Genomic DNA, 17,681 nt, shown 5'->3' with positions numbered 1-17,681 from the left:
CTTCAGAACCCCATCGCCCGGTCGACGGCGTCGAGCACCCGGTCCAGGTCGGGCAGGTACTCCTCCTCCAGCTTCGACGGCGGGTACGGGATGTCGTAGCCGCCCACCCGCAGCACCGGCGCCTCGAGCGAGAAGAAGCACTCCTCGGTGACCCGGGCGGCGATCTCCGCCCCGAGCCCGAGGGTCACCGGCGCCTCGTGGACGACGACGCAGCGCCCGGTGCGCCGCACCGACTCGAACACCGGGTCGAGGTCGAGGGGGCTCACCGTGCGCAGGTCCACGACCTCCAGCGAGCGGCCCTCCTCCGCCGCGGCCTCGGCCGCCTGCAGCGCGGTCTTCACCATCGGGCCGTAGGCCAGCACGCTGACGTCGTCCCCGCCGCGGACCACCCGCGAGGCGAACAGCGGGCCGGGGGTGGCGTCGGGATCGACCTCGGCCTTCTCCCAGTACCGCCGCTTGGGCTCGAGGAAGACGATCGGGTCGGGGTGCGCGATCGCCTGCTGGATGCCCCAGTAGGCGTCCACCGGGTTGCTGACCGCGACCACCTTGAGCCCGGGGGTGTGCGCGAAGTAGGCCTCGGGGCTCTCGCTGTGGTGCTCGACCGCGCCGATGCCGCCGCCGAACGGGATGCGGATCACGATGGGCATCGGCAGCTTGCCCCGTGAGCGGGCGTGGATCTTGGCGACCTGGGTGACGATCTGGTTGTAGGCCGGGAAGACGAAGCCGTCGAACTGGATCTCGCAGACCGGCCGGTAGCCGCGCATGGCCAGCCCGACCGCGGTGCCGAGGATGCCGGCCTCGGCCAGCGGGGTGTCGACGACGCGGTCCTCGCCGAAGTCCTTCTGCAGGCCGTCGGTGATGCGGAAGACCCCGCCGAGGCGGCCGATGTCCTCGCCCATGAGCACGACCTTGGCGTCGTCCTCCATCGCCCGGCGCAGGCCGAGGTTGAGGGCCTTGCCGATGGTGAGCGTCTGGCTGGTCACTCCCCGCCCTCCTCGAACGACGCCTGGTAGGCCTCGAACTGCGCCTGCTGCGCGGCCAGGGGCGGGGTCTGCTCGGCGTACGCCTGGTCGAACATCGCCGTCCCCGGCGGGTCGGGCATCTCGACCGTGCCGCGGCGGATGCGCGCGGCCAGCTCGTCGGCCTCGGCCTCGACGGCGGCGAAGAAGTCCGAGCCCGCCCTTCCGCTGCGCGCCAGGTACGCCTTGACCCGGGCGATCGGGTCGCGCAGCTTCCACTCCTCCAGCTCGCTGGCCAGCCGGTAGCGGGTGGGGTCGTCGGAGGTGGTGTGCGCGCCCATCCGGTAGGTGAAGGCCTCGACGAACGTCGGCCCCTGCCCCTCCCGAGCGGCGGCGAGCGCGGCCTTCGTGACCGCCAGGACGGCGAGGACGTCGTTGCCGTCGACCCGGACGCCGGGGAAGCCGAAGCCGGCGGCCCGCCGGTACAGCGGCACCCGCGACTGGCGTTCGAGGGGCACGCTGATCGCGTACTGGTTGTTCTGGCAGAAGAAGACGACCGGGGCGGAGAAGCTGGCCGCCCAGATCATCGCCTCGTTGACCTCGCCCTGGCTGGTGGCGCCGTCGCCGAAAAAGGCCAACACCGCGGCCTCCGCGCCGTCGCGCTGCAGGCCCATCGCGTAGCCGGTGGCGTGCAGGCACTGCGCGCCGATGACGACGGTGTAGAGGTTGAAGCCGGTGGCGACCGGGTCCCAGCCGCCGTTGTCGACGCCGCGGAACAGGCTCATCACGTGCAGCGGGTCGACCCCGCGGGTCCAGGCCACGCCGTGCTCGCGGTAGGTCGGGAAGGCCGTGTCGCCGGGTGCCAGCGCGCGGCCGGCGCCGATCTGCGCGGCCTCCTGGCCGAGCAGGGAGGCCCAGATGCCCAGCTCCCCCTGCCGCTGCAGCGCGGTGGCCTCGACGTCCCAGCGGCGGACCAGCACCAGGTCGCGGTAGAGGTCACGCAGCTGCTGGTCGTCCAGGTCGACCGAGTACTCCGGGTGCTCGACCCGCTCCCCCTCGGGGGTCAGCAGCTGCACCAGGTCGGGTTGCTGCGGTAGGTGGGGCGCCTGCGCCCCCGGTACGGGGTCGACCACCTCGGTGGTCACGCTGGACAGGCTCACGTGCTCCTCCTCGCCGTCGTCCGCCGCTGCCGGGGTCGCCGCGCTCGAGCTGGCGGTGCTGGACGTCTCGCGACACCGGGGTGTGGTGCCACTCACACATCGTGGCACGACCTGGTGTCGGCGAGGAGACCACCGTGCCGGCGAGATGCGCAAGGGGTGGCCCGGTCGGTGCGCAGATCGCGCAGTCGAGGGCGGGCCGCCCATGTCAGACTGAGCACCGTGCCTGCCGTCGACGCCACCGACGCCCGTCTGCTGCAGGCCCTGACCGAGGACCCGCGGGCCACCGTGATGGCGCTGTCCCAGCGGCTCGGGCTGGCCCGCAACACCGTGCAGGCGCGACTGGCCCGGCTGGAGGGCAGCGGCGTGCTGGCGCCCTTCGCCTCCCGGGTGCGGCCGGAGGCGCTCGGCTACCGGCTCGCCGCCTACGTCACCGTGCAGGTCGTCCAGCGCAGCCTGGCCGACGTCGGGGAGGCGCTGGCCGACATCCCCGAGGTGCTGGAGGTGACCGCGCTGTCCGGGGTCGCCGACCTGCTGGTGCGGGTGGTGGCCACCGACGCCGACGACCTGTGGCGGATCACCGAGCGGGTGCTGGCCATCCCCGGCGTCCAGCGCACCGACACCGCCCTGGCGCTGCGCCGGCTGGTCGACCACCGCATCGCGCCGCTGCTGGAGCGCACCACCGAGTGAGGAGCTCCTTGCCCCCCGCTCGCACGCTCGCGGCGGGGCCGTGCAAGGGGCCGGGGTCCTTCCGCCTGCAGAGAGGCCTCAGTGCCGCCGGCGCACCCGCACGGGCCCGCGGGCCGTGCCGACGTCGACCACCGCGCCGCGCTGGGTGACCTCCGCCCGCCCGGCCGCGGCCAGCCGGCCCGCCGCCGCACGGGCCGCGGGCATCAGCGCGCGCCAGCCGTCGGGGTCGACGGCGCGGGCGGCCTCCGAGGGGCAGATCGTCGCGCCGGCCCGCCGGTCGTCGAGCAGCGCCTCGAGCGCCCGCTCCAGCCGCGCGCCGACGTCGTCCACGGCGTCCACGGCGTCCACGGCGTCCACGGCGTCCAGCGTCGGTGACGCGCCGCAGCCGTGCCATCCGACGTCGGGATGGGGCGCCGTCGGCACCCCGTGGTCGCGCTCACGGGTGGGACCGTGTTCGCCCGGGTGTGCGCCCGCGGCGCGCCGGGGTAGAGCGGACCCATGGCGAAGCGCACCCCGCTGGGGACGATCGGCAAGGGACGACGCGGCATCGGCGTGCTGGGCTGGGCCCTCCGCGGGGCGGCGGCGGGGGCGGCGGGCAGCACCGCGCTCAACGGCGTCACCTACCTCGACATGGCCGTCCGTGGCCGCCCGACCAGCTCGACCCCCGAGCAGACGGTGGAGAAGCTGGCGGACAAGGCGCACGTGCCGATCCCGGGGGACGACGAGAAGCGGTCCAACCGCGTCCAGGGCCTGGGCCCGATGACCGGGCTGGTCGCCGGCGTGGGCGTGGGCGTCGTCGTCGGGCTGGTGCGGGCGGCCGGCTTCCGCTCCCGGCCGCTGGTGGGCACCCTGCTCACCACCGCGGGCGTCCTGGTCGCCGCCAACGGGCCGATGACCGTGCTCGGCATCACCGACCCGCGCACGTGGTCGGCGACCGACTGGGTCAGCGACCTGGTGCCGCACCTGACCTACGGCGCGGTGGTCAAGACGACGATGGACGCCTTCGACACCCCCTGAGCCGCACCGAGGACTGCGAACCCGTGGCGATCAGGAGCTGATGGCCACGACGTCGTGACCCTCGGCGTCGAGACGGCGGCCGGTCACACTGTGCAGGTGCACGAGATCACCAGCGAGGTACAGCTGCGGGAGCTGCTCGGGGAGCCCGCGCCGCCCGCCCTCGCCAAGGAGCGGGACCGCCTGCACGAGCTGGACCGGACGTGGCTGGCGGCGTCCCCGTTCTGCCTGGTGGCGACCAGCGGCGCCGACGGCAGCTGCGACGTCTCCCCCAAGGGCGACCCGCCCGGGTTCACCCTCGTCCTCGACGACCGGACGATCGCCCTCCCCGAGCGCGCCGGGAACCGGCGGGCCGACGGCTACCGCAACGTCCTGACCAACCCGCACGTCGGCCTGCTCTACCTGCTGCCCGGGCGCGGCGACACGCTCCGGATCAACGGCCGGGCCCACCTCACCCGCGACCCGGCCCTGCTCGACCGGATGGTGGAGAAGGGCCACCGGCCGCTGCTGGCCCTGGTGGTCGAGGTCGAGCAGGTGTTCTCCCACTGCGCCAAGGCGTTCCTGCGCGCAGGCCTGTGGGACCCCGCCACCTGGACGCCGGACACCGTCCCGTCCCGGGCCCGGATCGCCGCCCAGCTGGAGCGGCGCGGGGAGCGGCTGGAGGACATCGAGCGCTACTACGGCGAGCAGTACTCCGCCGGGCTGTACCCCAGCACCTGACGAGATCGGCGCTCAGGGCCGCCAGCCGCGCTCGTCCACCCCGCCGGGCACCGGGGCCTCGGGGTCGTAGGGGGTGCGGGTGAAGACGAACGTGCCCAGGTCGAGGTGGTCGTCGGCGATGCGCAGCGGCTCGCCGGCGGAGTAGCCGTCCAGGCCCACCCACGTGCCGTCGTCCCGCGGGGTGAACCGGCTGGCCCGTCCGGCCCGGCCGGGCAGCGGGCCCAGGTGCAGCAGCCCGCCGGGCAGCGCGCGCAGCACGTGCGGCGCCGGGCCCCAGAACCAGACGCCGAGGCACTCCAGCGGCACGGGCGGCGGCGACGGCGTCCACGGCTCGACGACCAACGGCTCGGCGGCGCGCAGGTCGGCCAGCAGGCCGGGCAGCAGCGGGTCCAGGCCGCTGGTGGTGTTGGCCAGTGAGACCGCGCCGGTGCGCTCGTCGCGGTCGACGAAGACCCCGGCGAGGAACCCGGGCATCGACCCGCCGTGGCCGACCAGCGTGCGCCCGTCGACCCGCAGCACCTGCAGGCCCAGGCCGTACGCCGACCACCCGGGCACCGAGGGGTCGACACCGGCGGGCACGGTCATCTCCGCCAGCGTCGCCGGGGCCAGCACGCCGCCGGTGTCGCCGAGCAGGAAGACGGCGAAGCGGGCGAGGTCGGCCAGGGTCGCCCACAGCTGCCCGGCGGCGGCCATGACCCCGGCGTCGTGCTCGGGCTCGGGCAGGACGACGTCGGCCCACGGGTGCACCGCGCGGCCCTCGGCGGCGGGGGCGACCGGTCGCGGCGTCGTGCGGGTCATGCCCAGCGGCGCGAGCACCTCGGTGCGGACGACGTCGGCCCACGGCCGCCCGCGCAACCGGGCCACCAGCTCGCCGAGCAGGCCGAAGCCCAGGTTGGAGTAGTGGAACCGGCGCGCGGCGCCGAGGACGACGTGCTCCTCGCTCAAGGCCAGGTCCGCGAGCGAGCCGCCGGGCGTGCGCTCCCACCAGCCGCCGGGGCTCTCCGCGGCGGCGCCGGCGACGTGCGCGAGCAGCTGACCGACGGTGCGGTCGCCGAGCGGGGTACCGGGCACGTGCCGGTCGAGCGGGTCGTCCAGGTGCAGCCGGCCCTCGTCGCGCAGCCGCAGCACGGCGACCGCGGTGACCGTCTTGCTGATCGACCCGAGCCGGTACTGGACGTCGGCGTGCGGCTCGGGCACGTCGCCGCGGCCGGCCGACCAGGCCAGCCCGCCCTCCCGGACGACGCCGGCGACGAGGCTGGGCGCCCGCCCGTCGCGCTGGGCCCGGGCGGTGCGGGCGAGCAGCAGGCGGGCGGTGGAGGGCAGGACGGCGACGGGCACGTCCGGGACGGTAGCGGCGAGCGGTGGGCCGGGGGCGGGTCAGGACGAGGTCGGGGCGGGCACAGGGAGCCGGCCGGTGCGGGTGGCCGAGCGGTCGAACCAGAGGGTGGCCGGCGGCGGCACCGAGGCGGCGAGGGCGACGGCGCGCGGGGTCACCCGCTGGGAGGTGCGCCTGCCCGGCGGCGTCCGGGCCCGGTTCGTCTGGGGCCTGTTGCAACAGGTGGTCGACCGGATGCCGTGATCACCGGCAGGTGGCGGTGCCCCTCGGCGTGTCGGGCGACCGCCCGCCGATGATCGCGGCAGGGGGCCTTCGCAGCCGATGGTCGTGGCAGGGGGCCTCCGTCATCCGGCGATGCGGTTGAACTTCGGCGTGGCGCCCATGACGTCCACGCTGGCGACCTTGACGACGTCGCCGGACGTCGGCGCGTGGACCATCTGCCCGTTGCCGAGGTAGACGCCGATGTGGCTGACCGGGCTGTAGAAGGCCACCAGGTCGCCGGGGCGGGCCTCGGCCCGGGAGACCGGCGTCCCCATGGCCGACTGCATCCGGCTCGAGTGCGGCAGGCTGATCCCCGCCGCGCCGAAGGCGTACTGCACCAGCCCCGAGCAGTCGAAGGAGCCCGGCCCGGAGGCCGCCCACACGTAGGGCTTGCCGCGCTGCGCCATCGCCGTGTCGACGGCGGTCTGGATCGCGCCGCTGCCGGCGGCTGCGGCCGTTGCCCTCCCGGCCCCGGCGGCAGACGCCGCCGGCTCCTCGCGCTCGACTCGGCTGGCCCGCTCGGTGTCCCCGTCGGCCCGATCCCCGTCGGCCCGGTCCCCGTCGACCCGGTCCCCGTCGACCCGGTCCTCGGCGTCCTGCGCCGTGGCGGCCGCCTGCTGCGCGGCCTGCGCGGCCGCGGCGGCCTCCAGCGCCGCCCGCCGCTCCTCGGCGGACAGGCGGGCGTAGTCGTCCTGGTAGTCCTGGATCTGCGCCTGCAGGTCGGCCTGCTGGGCGACGACGGCGTCGTAGCGGTCCTGCGCCTCGCGCGCGGCGCGGTCGGCCTCGGTGCGCGCCCGCGCCGCGGCCTCGCCGGCGGCGACGGCCTGGTCGAGCAGCACGTCCTGGTGCCCGGCCACGGCCTGCAGCAGGCCGACCCGGTCGACGAACTCGTCGGCCGAGCCGCTGGTCATCAGGGCCTGCAGCGAGCCCATGCTGTCGCCGGTGAAGGCGCTGCGCGCGATGCCGCGCAGCTGCTCCTGGGCGGCGTCGGCGGCCGACTGCGCCTCGGACACCGCCGCGGCGGCGGCCTGGGCGGCCGCCTGCTGGGCGGCCAGCCCCTCGCGGGCCTCGTTGAACTGCTCGGTGAGGACCTCGAGGTCGTGCCCGCGGGCGGCGACGAGGGCGGCGGCCTCCTGCGAGGTGGTCGGTTCCTCGGCCCCGGCCGAGGCCGGGGTGAGCGCGAGGCCGATGGCCCCGGCCAGGACGAGGGCGGCCCGGCGGGCGGTGCGAGGGGACGCCATGCTGCGGCGGCACTCCGTTCGTCGACGAGCCGCCTACCGGTCCGGGCGGGACGACGCCCGGCGAGGCCGTGCGCGCTCCACCCCGGCGCTGCGGTGGGTCCCCGGCCCGTCGCTCGGGGAGAGCGCCGGTGCGGCGGCGTCCGGGAGGTGTCACCCAGGCTGGTGACGGAGCGCCCCGCCGGATGCACTGACCGTAACGGTCGTGACCTCGGCGTGACAATCACCCGCGGGGATTTCGTGGACTCTCGACTCGACTGCGCAGGCCGCGCGCGACGGACGGGACCCGTGGGGCGGGCGGGGTTCGCCACCGGTACCCCTGGGCACCAGCGGGTGCATGGACCTCAAGCGGCCCCTGGTCGTGCTGGCCGTCGCCGGGGTGCTCACCGGGTGCAGCAGCAGCAGCGGTTCCAACACCGACGTCGACCGCGGCACGACCGACTGCGGCGCCGCCGAGGCCGGCGCCCAGGACCGGGCCGACTGCTCGGACAGCGAGGACGCCCCCAGCAGCGAGAGCTCCGCCAGTTCCAGCCAGAGCGGCTGAGACCCCCGCCAGCGGCCACGTCCGCCGATGCGCGTGCGCAGCAGGTACGACGCCGTCGTCGTGGGGGCCGGGCACAACGGGCTGGTGGCCGCGGCCTACCTGGCCCGGGCCGGCTGGTCGGTGCTCGTCCTCGAGCGGCTCGGGGAGGTCGGCGGGGCCGCGGTGAGCCGGCAGGTCTTCCCGGGCGTCGACGTCCGGCTCTCGGCGTACTCGTACCTGGTCAGCCTGCTGCCGGACCGGATCGTCGCCGACCTCGGTCTGCAGGTCACCCTGGCCGACCGCGCGGTGGCCTCCTACACCGCCGTCCCGGGCGGCGCCGGGCTGCTGGTCGAGGGGGAGGAGGGCCCGGCGACCACCGCGTCGTTCCGCGCGCTGACCGGCTCCGCCGCCGAGCTGACCGGCTGGCGCCGCTTCTCCGGCCGGGTGGCGGCCCTCGCCGAGGACCTCGCCCCGACCCTCACCGAGCCGCTGCTCTCCCCCCAGCGAATGGCCGGCCGGCTGCGCGACCCGCGGCTGTGGCACGACCTGCGCGAACGGCCGCTGGCCGACGTGGTCGCCGACGAGCTGACCTCCGACGTCGTCCGCGGGGTGGTGCTCACCGACGGGCTGATCGGCACCTCCGCCGACCTGCACGCCGCCGACGGCCCGGCCGGGCGCTGTTTCCTCTACCACGTGGTCGGCAACGGCACCGGGCGGTGGCGGGTGCCGGTCGGCGGGATGGGCGCGGTCACCGGCGCGATGGCCGCCGCGGCGCGGCGGGGCGGGGCGGGGCTGGTCACCCGCGCCGAGGTGACGGCGCTGGACCCGCGCGCCGACGCCGTGACCGTGCACTGGACCGGCGACGACGGCGCCGAGCACGCGGTGGAGGCCGGGCACGTCGTCGGCGGCGCCGCGCCCGCGGTGCTCGACCGGCTCACCGGCGCCGCGCCCCGGGACACCTCGGACGGCGCCCAGCTCAAGGTCAACGCGGTGCTGACCCGGCTGCCCGGCTGCGCTCGGGCGTGGACCCCGCGGTCGCCTTCGCCGGCACCTTCCACGTGGACGAGGCCGCCTCCCAGCTCGACGCCGCGTACGCGCAGGCCGCCGCGGGCCGGCTGCCCGACGTCGTCCCGTTCGAGGTCTACTGCCACTCGCTGACCGACCCGTCGGTCCTCGGGCCGGCCGAGCGGGCCGCGGGACGGCACACGCTCACCCTGTTCGGCCTGCACACCTCGGCCGGGCTGTTCCGGGACGACCCGACGGTCACCCGGGAGGAGGCGGTGCGCCGGGTGCTCGCCCAGCTCGACGCGCACCTCGAGGAGCCGCTGCGCGACTGCCTGGCCCGCGACTCCTCCGGCGAACCGTGCCTGCAGGCGGCGTCCCCGCTGGACGTCGAGGCGTCGCTGGCGATGCCGGGCGGCCACATCTTCCACGGCGACCTCTCCTGGCCGGTCGCCGCGACGCCGGAGGAGGTGGGGACGTGGGGGGTGGCCACGGCACACCCGCGCGTGGTCGCGGCGTCCTCCGGTGGCACGGTGCGCGGCGGAGCGGTCAGCGGCCTGGGCGGTCACGCCGCGGCCCGGCACCTGCTCGACCGCTGCTGACCGACCGGGGCGGACGCCGCTGGAGCGGCGGGATCCGGCCGGACCTGGTGCCATTGACGGGGTGGACCTACGGCGGGAGACCGGAACGCTGCTGCGCGGGGTGGCACGGCGGCTGCGCGGCCGGGACCTGGCGCTGATCGCGGCCGGGCTGACCTTCTACGCCGGCGTCGCCGTGGTGCCGCTGCTCCTGACGGCGATCTCGCTGACCACGCTCGTCACGTCGCCGGACACGGTCCGCGAGCTCAGCGACCGGCTCGCCGACCTGCTGCCGGCAGAGCTCGGGGCGCCCGAGGCGCTGCGCGCACTGGTCGACGCGGGGATCGGCCTGACCCCGGTGCGCTTCCTGCTGGCCCTGCTGCCGATGTCCCTCTACGGCGAGGGGTTGCGGCGGGCGCTGCTGCGGTTCACCGGGCACCGGGAGACGCTGACCAGCTGGCGGGGGCGGCTGCTGGCGCTGCCGCTGGTGGCGGCTACGCCGCTGCTGGTCTACCTGCTGCTGCAGGCGGCGTCGGCCATGGCGGAGCTGTCCGAGCGGGGCAACTGGCTGGGCAGCCTGGCCGTGGGCTACTACTCGGTGCTGTTCGCGCTGACCGTGCCGCTGCTGTGGGGCTTCGGCGTGGTCGCGGCCGGGCGGCTGCGCTGGCCGGCCCTGGTGTCGGGCGTGCTGTTCACCGCCGCTTGCCTGTCCGGCTTCCTGCAGGGCTTCGTGCTGTTCCTGTCCCTGCCCCTGCCGCTCGGGGCGCCCTTCGGTGGCCTGAGCGCGGTCGGCGCGGTGGTGGCCATCAGCTTCTGGCTGTTCCTGCTGCACCTGGTGGTGCTCGTCTGCTGGCTGCTCACCCAGTCCCTCGACGAGCGGATCCGCTCGGGTCAGCGGCCCGGCGCCCCGGGCGCCCCAGGGGCTCCGGCCCCCCCGAACCCTCCGGGAGCTCTGGGTGCCCCGGCCGGCGGCCCGGCGGGAGCCGGCGCAGGCGCCGGCTCCGGCGCGGGTTCGGGCGCGGGCGCCGGAGCGGGCTCAGGGGCGGGCTCGGGCTCAGGGGCGGGCGCCGGAGCGGGCGCGGGTTCGGGCGCGGGTTCGGGCGCCGGCGCCTCCTCCGTGCGCGGCGCGGCCGGCGGCTCCGGAGCCACCGTGGACGGCGCGGGGCGGGGCTCCGGTGCCGGTCGGGGGGTCGGCTCGACGTAGTCGGCTCCGTTGCTGACCAGGATCGACACGACCTGCCCCGGCACCGCCCGGCCACCGCTCGGCGGGCTGGTGCCCAGCAGCGTGCCGGCCGCGCGGACGCTGTCCACCCGCACGACCGAGGACTGGAAGCCGGCGTCGGAGAGCGCCGCCTGGCAGGCCCGCACCGACGAGCAGCCCGGGACGACGCGGGTGTTGCCGTTCTGCACCACCTCGTCGGCCGGGAGGAACTCGCCGCTGCCCCGCGCCTGCAGGATCGGCGCCATCGCGTCGTGCCAGACCGTGGCGGCCTTCCCGCCGCCGAAGCCGCCGACGTCCTGCTTCTCCTTGGGGTTGAGCACCATCACGCTGGCGGTGGTCTCCGGCGTGTAGCCGACGAACGCGATCGAGTCGTTGTCCTGCGCCGTCCCGGTCTTGCCGGCGATCTGGTGGCCGGGGACGAAGGCCCGGGCGCCGGTCTGGCCGGGGTTGCCGGGCTCGACGTCCTTGCGCAGCATCTGGTTGAGCGTGTTGGCGACCCCCGGGGGGATGGCCTCGGACGTGCAGCGGTCGCCGAGGGCGAGCGGTGCGCCGTCGGGGCCGACCGCCGGGTCCCCGTGCCGGTCGAGGACGGCGGTCACCGGGACGACGTCGCACCGGGTGCCGCCGGCCGCCAGCGTGGAGTAGGCGCTGGCCAGGGCCAGCGGGCTGGTCGCCTCGGCGCCGAAGGTGAACGAGCCGCGGTTCTCGTCGACGATCTGCTGCGGCAGAGCGGGGTCGCTGAACTGGAACAACCCCATCCGTTCGGCCATCCGCACCGGCTCCTCGACGCTGCCGAGCGCGTCCTCGAGGGCGAGGAAGTAGGTGTTCGACGACTGGTAGAGGGCCGTCGTGAGGTCCAGCGTCGACTGGTAGGAACCGACGTTCTCGACGTCGTAGCTCCCGGTGCCGTCGCGGTAGACCCGGGAGACGTAGGGGTCGGACGCGGTGAGCGTGTAGTAGCTGGAGTAGCCGCGGGCCAGCGCGGCGGCCGCGGTGAACACCTTGTAGGTCGACCCGGAGCCCTTGCTGGGCGCCACGTTGAGGTTGAACGACTCCTGCGCGGGGTCGTCCTTGTCGTAGCCGAAGACCCGGTTGACGCTCATCGCCAGCAGGTGGCCGGTGCCCGGCTCGACCGCGGTGAACACCGCGGCCAGGGGGTCGCCCGTCGGCAGCGTCTCGAGGACGGCGGCGTCCCCGGAGCGCTGCAGGTCGGCGTCGAGCGTGGTGCGGACGACGTAGCCGCCGGAGTCCAGCTGTTCCTGGGTCATCCCCAGCTCCTGGACCAGGTAGCGCTGGACGAAGTCGCAGACGAAGGCGCCGACGCCGGCCTCGGCGCACCCGCGCGGCGGCGCCGGGGCGGGCGCGAGGCCCAGCGGCTCGGCCTGCGCCGAGGCGGCCTGCGTCCGGTCGATGTAGCCCTGCTCGGCCATCCGGGACAGGACCTCGTTGCGCCGGGCGGTGGCCGCCTCGGGGTCGGTGAACGGGTCGTCGGCGGCCGGGCTCTGCGCCAGTCCGGCCAGCAGCGCGGCCTGCGGCAGGGTGAGGGCAGCGGCGTCGACGCCGAAGTAGGCCCGGGCGGCCGGCTGGACGCCGTAGGCGTTCTGCCCGAAGTACACGGTGTCGAGGTAGCGGGTGAGGATGTCGTCCTTGGAGTAGGCGTCCTCCAGGGCCAGGGCCAGCCGGGCCTCCCGCAGCTTGCGGCCCAGCGTCTGCTCGGTGGCCGCACGGCGCTCCTCGGGGCTGTCGGCGGTCTGCAGCAGGGTCTGCTTGACCAGCTGCTGGGTGAGCGTCGACCCGCCCTCCTCCACGCCGCCGGCGGCGATGTTGGTGACCAGCGCCCGCAGGGTGCCCTGCAGGTCCAGGCCGTGGTGCCGGTAGAAGCGGGCGTCCTCGATCGCGACCATCGCCTGCTTCACGACCTCGGCGATCTGGTCGGAGCGGACCGGCTGGCGGTTCTCGTCGTAGAAGTACGTGATCGGCTCGCCGCCCGCGGTCAGCAGCACGGTGTTGGCCGGGGGCGGGTCGGCGGTCAGCTCGGTGGGCAGGTCACCGAGCAGGCCGGTCGACCGCTGCGCGGCCACCGCGGGGCCGCCGACCCAGGGGAGCAGGAGCGCGGCGAGGAGCGCTCCGGCTGCCACGACCGTGGCAGCGAGCTTGAGCAGCGTCGCGACCCGTGCGTCGTTGCGCAGGTCCATGGGCCCCCTTCCGTGGAGGCCCCCCACTGGAACAGACGACGTCACCGTCCACAACACCCTGCACCGGACCCCCCGCCGACCGGTGCACGAGCGTGATCACCCGGCCACCACGGGTCGCCGGAGGACGCAGACCGCCTCACGACCAGTGGCTGACCGTCGTCCCGATCGACGGGGCCGGAGGCCTCGCCGAGGAGGGACGGGACAGGCCGCTCAGCGCCATCGGGCAGGGCACGCGGCCGCGGTCGTCATCGGTCGGCGGGCTCCACGACGTGGACCCGCACGGCGCGGAACTGCTGCGGGGTGGCCTGCAGGGCCGCCTTCGTCGGCTCCCCGACCTCCAGGGCCGGCTCCCGGCGCAGCGCGGCCAGCGCCCGCAGCCGGGGGTCGGCCAGGACCGCGTCCACCAGCCCGCGGTCCCCGCCGGGAAACAGCGCCTCGACGCCGCCGCCGTGCGGCAGCAGCACCCGGACGGCGGTCTGCGCGGCCGCGGCCACGACGGCGTCGGTCTGCGCGGCGCGGCGGCGGGCGAAGCGCTGCTGGCTCCAGCCGCCGGCGGCGGTCCGGCCCTGCACGAGCCGGGTGTCGACCTTGGAGACGACGAGGTCGACACCGGCGAAGACCCCGACGGCCCAGCGGCCGCGGCGCACCAGCAGGACGGCGGCGCGGTGCGGGCGGCGCGCCGCGGCGGTGAACGAGGCCAGCAGCGGCGGGCCGGGCCGCCAGTCGAACGGTGCCCGGAGGGTGACCTCGGTGGTGTCCGGGCAGGTGATCCGCAGGGCGCCGTCGGCGAGCTCGACCCGGGTGAAGGCGCCGTGACGCGCGGCGACGCCGTCCAGCCAGCGGCCCAGCCGTTCCGGCGCCACCCCGAGCCGCCTGCCGCCGCCGGCGGCGGGTCGGGCTCGGGTCACCCGTCGCGGGTCGTCGGCAGCCCGGCCGCGGCCCAGGCCCGGTAGCCGCCGACGACGTCGGTGGCGCGGTGCAGGCCGAGGGCCCGCAGCGAGTCGGCGGCCAGGCTGGAGGCGTAGCCCTCGTTGCAGAGGACGATCACCTCGACGTCGTAGCCGGTCGCCTGGGGCAGCCGCGCGTCGCTGGCCGGGTCGAACCGCCACTCGAGGACGTTGCGCTCGACGACGAGGGCCCCGGGCACCTCCCCGTCGGCCTCGCGCTGGGCGGCCGGGCGGGTGTCGACGAGGACGGCGCCGGCGGCCACCCGCACCGCGGCCTCCGCCGGCTCCAGCCGGTCGAGCCGGCCGCGCACCTCGGCGAGCACCTCGTCGATGCTGCGGGGAGCGGGCGGCCGCCCGCCCTCGGGAGTGCTCACCGGGCCGTCACCGGGCCGTCACCGGGCCATCGCCGGGACGGCGGCGTGCTCGGCGGGCACGTGCAGCACCCGCTGGCCGGCCGCGACGACGACCGCGGCCGCCGCGGCGGCGAGGGTGGCCACGAGGAAGGCGGAGTTGGCCCCGACCGCGTCGACCACCCGGCCGGCGACCGAGGCGCCGATGGCCACGCCGAGGCCCAGTGCGGTGCCGATCCAGGTGAACGCCTCGGTGACCGCCGACCGCGGGACGAGCACCTCGGCCAGGGTGAAGGAGCTGATCAGCGACGGGGAGACGGCGACACCGGCCACCACCACGAACGGGATCATCACCCAGATCTCGTGGACGAACAGCAAGGGCGTGCTCAGCACGGTCAGCAGCACCAGGACGACGGCCAGCCGGTGCCGCAGCGGCTGGCGCCAGTGCACCGTCCCCCAGCCGATCCCGCTGGCCATCGAGCCCACGGCGAGCGCGGCGATGAGGACGCCGGACAGCCCCTTGGCGTCCACCTCGTCGGCGAACGCGACCAGCGCGATCTCCAGCGTGCCCAGCACGGCGCCGACCGCGGCGCCGACCACGAACAGCACCCGCAGCCCCGGGCTGCGGATGGCCGAGGGCCCGCTGCGGGCCGCGTGCCCGTGCGGCGGCGGCTCGGTGCGCGACTGCGCGGCGAACAGCAGGCTGCCCACCACGGCGAGGGTGAAGGCGGTGACCACGCCGCTGGTGGCGTGCCCGGTGGTGGACAGGAAGGTGACCAGCACCGGTCCGACGATGAAGACGAACTCGTCGACCACCGACTCCATGGCCAGCGCGGTCGGCAGCCGGTGCGTGCCGCGCAGCAGGTGGGTCCAGCGGACCCGGATCATCGAGGACACCGGCGGGATGCACGCGCCGGCCAGGCCGGCGGAGGCGAAGAGGATCCAGCGCGGCCAGTCCTCCTTGACCGCGGGCAGGAACAGGCAGCCGGCCGCGACGAAGACGGCCAGCACCGGTAGGAGCGTGCGGCGCTGGCCGTGGGTGTCGGCCCAGCGGCCGATGAGCGGGCCGGCGACGGCGGTGGTGACCGCCCCGGTCGCCGCGACCGCGCCGCCGAGGCCGTACGAGCCGGTCTCCGAGGCGATCAGCAGGACCGAGCCCAGCCCGACCATCGACAGGGGCAGCCGCCCGATGAACGCGGCCAGCACCATGGGCAGGGCGTGCGGTGTGCGCAGCACGGACAGGTAGGGGTTGGGCACGGAAGTGGACCCGTCGTCTCAGGTGGGTGTCGGCTCCGGTACGTCGGGTCACGCTAACCGATGTCCCTGCCACCGGCCCGGCAACACCCGCAGCCTCCCGGTGACGAGGCGAGGAGGACGGCGCAGGGACCCCGCACCGGTCGCCGTTGGAGAAGGACCACCCTTCCCCCGCCTCGCAGGCTCAGGCGGAGGGCCCCTGAAGGGCGGCCGATCCTGAATCTCGCCGACGATGGACGAGAACCGGGTCCGGCCGCCCCGCTCAGGTGAGTCGGTGCTCGAGGATGGCCAGTTCGTCCCAGAGCGTGCTGGGGAGCTTGTCGCCGAACCGCTCGAACCACTCGGTGATCTGCGGGACCTCGGCGCGCCACTCGTCCCGGTCGACGGCGAGGGCCCTCTCCACCTGCTCACGGGTCGTGTCCAGGCCGGAGACGTCGAGCGAGTCCGGCGTCGGGACGTGGCCGATCGGGGTCTCCTCGGCGGCCGCGGTGCCTTCCAGCCGCTCGACGACCCACTTGAGGACCCGGCTGTTCTCGCCGAAGCCCGGCCACAGGAAGCCGCCGTCGGCGTCCCGGCGGAACCAGTTCACGTAGAAGATCCGCGGCAGCTTGGTGGCGTCGTGGGCCTTGCCGGTCTCCACCCAGTGCCGGAAGTAGTCGCCGGCGTGGTAGCCGATGAACGGCAGCATGGCGAACGGGTCGCGGCGGACGACGCCGACCGCGCCGGTGGCCGCCGCCGTCGTCTCCGAGGAGAGCGTGGCGCCCATGAACACGCCGTGGTTCCAGTCCCGCGCCTCGGTGACCAGCGGGATGGTGGTCTTGCGGCGACCGCCGAAGAGGATCGCCGAGATCGGCACGCCCTTCGGATCGGCGTACTCCGGCGCCAGGATCGGGCACTGGGTGATCGGCGTGCAGAACCGGCTGTTGGGGTGGCTGGAGGGCTCGTCGGACCCCGGCGTCCAGTCCTGGTGCTTCCAGCTGGTCAGGTGCGCGGGCGGCTCCTCGGTCATCCCCTCCCACCAGACGTCGCCGTCGTCGGTCAGGGAGACGTTGGTGAAGACCGAGTTGCCGCGTCCGATGGTGCGCATCGCGTTGGGGTTGGTCTGCCAGCCGGTGCCCGGGGCGACGCCGAACAGGCCGTACTCGGGGTTGAGCGCGTAGAGCCGGCCGTCCTCGCCGAAGCGCATCCAGGCGATGTCGTCGCCGAGGGTCTCGACCTCCCAGCCCGGGATGGTGGGCTCGAGCATCGCCAGGTTGGTCTTGCCGCAGGCCGACGGGAAGGCGGCGGCGATGTAGTAGACCTTCTGCTGCGGGCTGGTCAGCTTGAGGATCAGCATGTGCTCGGCCAGCCACCCCTCGTCGCGGGCCATCACCGAGGCGATCCGCAGCGAGAAGCACTTCTTGCCCAGCAGGGCGTTGCCGCCGTAGCCCGAGCCGTAGGACCAGATGGCCCGCTCCTCGGGGAAGTGCGAGATGTACTTGGTGGTGCTGCACGGCCAGGGCACGTCCTCCTGGCCCGGTTCGAGCGGGGCGCCGAGGGAGTGCATCGCCGGCACGAACGGGCGGTCGTCGCCCATGGCCTCGAGGATCGCGCTGCCGATGCGGGCCATGACGCGCATGGAGACGACGACGTACTCGGAGTCGGTCAGCTCGACGCCGAACATGGGGTCCTCGGCCTCGACCGGGCCCATGCAGAACGGGATGACGTACATCGTCCGGCCGCGCATGCACTCGCGGTACAGCTCGGTCATGATCGACTTCATCTCGTTCGGGTCCATCCAGTTGTTGGTGGGACCCGCGTCGGCCTCGTCGACCGAGCAGATGAACGTCCGGTCCTCGACCCGCGCGACGTCACTCGGGTCGGAGGCGCACCAGAAGGAGTTGGGCTTCTTCTCCAGCCGGGTGAAGGTGCCCGCGTCGACCAGCTGCTGGGTGAGCCGCGCCCACTCCTCGTCGCTCCCGTCCACCCAGACCACCTGGTCGGGGGTGGTCAGCTCGGCCATCTCCCGCACCCAGGCCAGCAGCCTGGGGTGCGTGGTGGGGGCATTGTCGAGACCGGGGGTGGCCAGGAAAGTCACGGCGTCTCCATCCTCTGGGTACACCGGGGATGACCCACCGGCGCTGGGGCTCGTCCTTCGTGTCCGACGTCCGGACCGCCCGGTGCCGCCGGCGCCGGGCGGGGAGTCCGGAGTCCGGTCAGCCTACAAGCGCGGAACGCCGCTGTAACCGTGAGAGA

17 protein-coding genes and 1 pseudogene are annotated in these 17,681 nt (G+C 75.3%); 8 read left to right on the top strand and 10 right to left on the bottom strand.

The genetic code is table 11. The features are described 5' to 3' along the window. Positions 1–2 precede the first annotated feature (2 nt). The gene (locus DQ238_RS06350; RefSeq protein WP_113780464.1) at positions 3–983 is read right to left on the bottom strand and encodes an alpha-ketoacid dehydrogenase subunit beta; all 981 of its coding nucleotides are present in this window, start codon (positions 981–983) and stop codon (positions 3–5) included. Further along, positions 980–2,119, bottom strand: a complete 1,140-nt coding sequence (pdhA, locus tag DQ238_RS06345) for a pyruvate dehydrogenase (acetyl-transferring) E1 component subunit alpha (protein ID WP_113780463.1) — start codon at positions 2,117–2,119, stop codon at positions 980–982. The genes DQ238_RS06350 and pdhA overlap by 4 nt, the downstream gene beginning before the upstream one ends. A 219-nt stretch (positions 2,120–2,338) precedes the next feature. Here pdhA and DQ238_RS06340 point away from each other — a divergent pair, with 219 nt between their 5' ends. Further along, a complete protein-coding gene (locus DQ238_RS06340; protein ID WP_199506168.1) occupies positions 2,339–2,806 on the top strand; it encodes an Lrp/AsnC family transcriptional regulator in 468 nt (155 codons plus the stop codon). Positions 2,807–2,884: 78 nt separating this feature from the next. On the opposite strand, the gene DQ238_RS06335 is transcribed toward DQ238_RS06340, so the two are convergent. Continuing rightward, positions 2,885–3,163 carry a DUF3253 domain-containing protein gene (locus DQ238_RS06335; RefSeq protein ID WP_233495760.1) on the bottom strand — a complete coding sequence of 93 codons (279 nt, stop codon included), beginning with the start codon at positions 3,161–3,163 and terminating at the stop codon, positions 2,885–2,887. Positions 3,164–3,304: 141 nt separating this feature from the next. On the opposite strand from DQ238_RS06335, the gene DQ238_RS06330 reads away from it, so the two are divergent. Both DQ238_RS06330 and DQ238_RS06325 read left to right on the top strand, forming a co-directional pair. Then, positions 3,305–3,823: a hypothetical protein gene (locus DQ238_RS06330; RefSeq protein ID WP_113780462.1), complete on the top strand. Its 519-nt coding sequence runs from the start codon at positions 3,305–3,307 to the stop codon at positions 3,821–3,823. A gap of 96 nt (positions 3,824–3,919) precedes the next feature. Continuing rightward, on the top strand, positions 3,920–4,540 hold the full coding sequence (locus DQ238_RS06325) for a pyridoxamine 5'-phosphate oxidase family protein (RefSeq protein WP_113780581.1): 621 nt from the start codon (positions 3,920–3,922) through the stop codon (positions 4,538–4,540). Between the two features lie 12 nt (positions 4,541–4,552). On the opposite strand, the gene DQ238_RS06320 is transcribed toward DQ238_RS06325, so the two are convergent. Further along, complete coding sequence (locus DQ238_RS06320; RefSeq protein ID WP_113780461.1) at positions 4,553–5,878, bottom strand: serine hydrolase; 1,326 nt, start codon at positions 5,876–5,878, stop codon at positions 4,553–4,555. Between the two features lie 76 nt (positions 5,879–5,954). Between DQ238_RS06320 and DQ238_RS22705 the strand changes: the two genes are divergently transcribed. Beyond that, positions 5,955–6,119, top strand: a complete 165-nt coding sequence (locus DQ238_RS22705) for a hypothetical protein (RefSeq protein ID WP_158550720.1) — start codon at positions 5,955–5,957, stop codon at positions 6,117–6,119. A gap of 101 nt (positions 6,120–6,220) precedes the next feature. Here DQ238_RS22705 and DQ238_RS06315 read toward each other — a convergent pair whose 3' ends face one another. After that, a complete protein-coding gene (locus DQ238_RS06315; RefSeq protein ID WP_113780460.1) occupies positions 6,221–7,378 on the bottom strand; it encodes an NlpC/P60 family protein in 1,158 nt (385 codons plus the stop codon). 334 nt (positions 7,379–7,712) lie between these two features. On the opposite strand from DQ238_RS06315, the gene DQ238_RS06310 reads away from it, so the two are divergent. The 4 genes and pseudogenes from DQ238_RS06310 to DQ238_RS06300 form a co-directional block, all read left to right on the top strand. Then, a complete protein-coding gene (locus DQ238_RS06310) occupies positions 7,713–7,919 on the top strand; it encodes a hypothetical protein (RefSeq protein WP_113780459.1) in 207 nt (68 codons plus the stop codon). Between the two features lie 27 nt (positions 7,920–7,946). Then, positions 7,947–9,056, top strand: a complete 1,110-nt coding sequence (locus DQ238_RS06305) for an NAD(P)/FAD-dependent oxidoreductase (protein ID WP_233495759.1) — start codon at positions 7,947–7,949, stop codon at positions 9,054–9,056. Further along, the gene (locus DQ238_RS23600) at positions 8,957–9,502 is read left to right on the top strand and encodes a hypothetical protein (RefSeq protein ID WP_233495758.1); all 546 of its coding nucleotides are present in this window, start codon (positions 8,957–8,959) and stop codon (positions 9,500–9,502) included. Before DQ238_RS06305 ends, DQ238_RS23600 begins: the two co-directional genes overlap by 100 nt. Next, positions 9,426–10,346, top strand: a pseudogene (locus tag DQ238_RS06300) (YihY/virulence factor BrkB family protein); the annotation flags it as partial. The gene DQ238_RS23600 and the pseudogene DQ238_RS06300, both read left to right, overlap by 77 nt. A 23-nt stretch (positions 10,347–10,369) precedes the next feature. Here DQ238_RS06300 and DQ238_RS06295 read toward each other — a convergent pair. The 5 genes from DQ238_RS06295 to DQ238_RS06275 form a co-directional block, all read right to left on the bottom strand. Beyond that, positions 10,370–12,895, bottom strand: coding sequence for a transglycosylase domain-containing protein (locus tag DQ238_RS06295; RefSeq protein WP_113780458.1), 2,526 nt, complete (start codon positions 12,893–12,895; stop codon positions 10,370–10,372). Positions 12,896–13,140: 245 nt separating this feature from the next. Next, complete coding sequence (locus DQ238_RS06290; RefSeq protein WP_113780457.1) at positions 13,141–13,803, bottom strand: acVLRF1 family peptidyl-tRNA hydrolase; 663 nt, start codon at positions 13,801–13,803, stop codon at positions 13,141–13,143. Beyond that, complete coding sequence (locus tag DQ238_RS06285; RefSeq protein ID WP_113780456.1) at positions 13,800–14,216, bottom strand: rhodanese-like domain-containing protein; 417 nt, start codon at positions 14,214–14,216, stop codon at positions 13,800–13,802. The genes DQ238_RS06290 and DQ238_RS06285 overlap by 4 nt, the downstream gene beginning before the upstream one ends. Before the next feature lie 18 nt (positions 14,217–14,234). After that, on the bottom strand, positions 14,235–15,449 hold the full coding sequence (locus DQ238_RS06280; protein WP_113780455.1) for an MFS transporter: 1,215 nt from the start codon (positions 15,447–15,449) through the stop codon (positions 14,235–14,237). Positions 15,450–15,708: 259 nt separating this feature from the next. Further along, positions 15,709–17,523, bottom strand: a complete 1,815-nt coding sequence (locus DQ238_RS06275) for a phosphoenolpyruvate carboxykinase (GTP) (RefSeq protein WP_113780454.1) — start codon at positions 17,521–17,523, stop codon at positions 15,709–15,711. Between the last annotated feature and the right edge of the window lie 158 nt (positions 17,524–17,681).

It is taken from the genome of Geodermatophilus sp. TF02-6 (genome assembly GCF_003319115.1).
Taxonomy (GTDB): Bacteria; Actinomycetota; Actinomycetes; order Mycobacteriales; family Geodermatophilaceae; genus Geodermatophilus.
The sequence above is the reverse complement of the archived record's forward strand: the minus strand, read 5'-3'. Positions and strand labels throughout refer to the sequence as shown.

What these genes read in the sequence shown, in the direction of transcription:
- DQ238_RS06330 (WP_113780462.1), top strand. Translation starts at nt 3,305, where the DNA reads ATGGCGAAGCGCACCCCGCTGGGGACGATCGGCAAGGGACGACGCGGC.
- DQ238_RS06315 (WP_113780460.1), bottom strand. Translation starts at nt 7,378, where the DNA reads ATGGCGTCCCCTCGCACCGCCCGCCGGGCCGCCCTCGTCCTGGCCGGG.
- DQ238_RS06310 (WP_113780459.1), top strand. Translation starts at nt 7,713, where the DNA reads ATGGACCTCAAGCGGCCCCTGGTCGTGCTGGCCGTCGCCGGGGTGCTC.
- DQ238_RS06305 (WP_233495759.1), top strand. Translation starts at nt 7,947, where the DNA reads ATGCGCGTGCGCAGCAGGTACGACGCCGTCGTCGTGGGGGCCGGGCAC.
- DQ238_RS06295 (WP_113780458.1), bottom strand. Translation starts at nt 12,895, where the DNA reads ATGGACCTGCGCAACGACGCACGGGTCGCGACGCTGCTCAAGCTCGCT.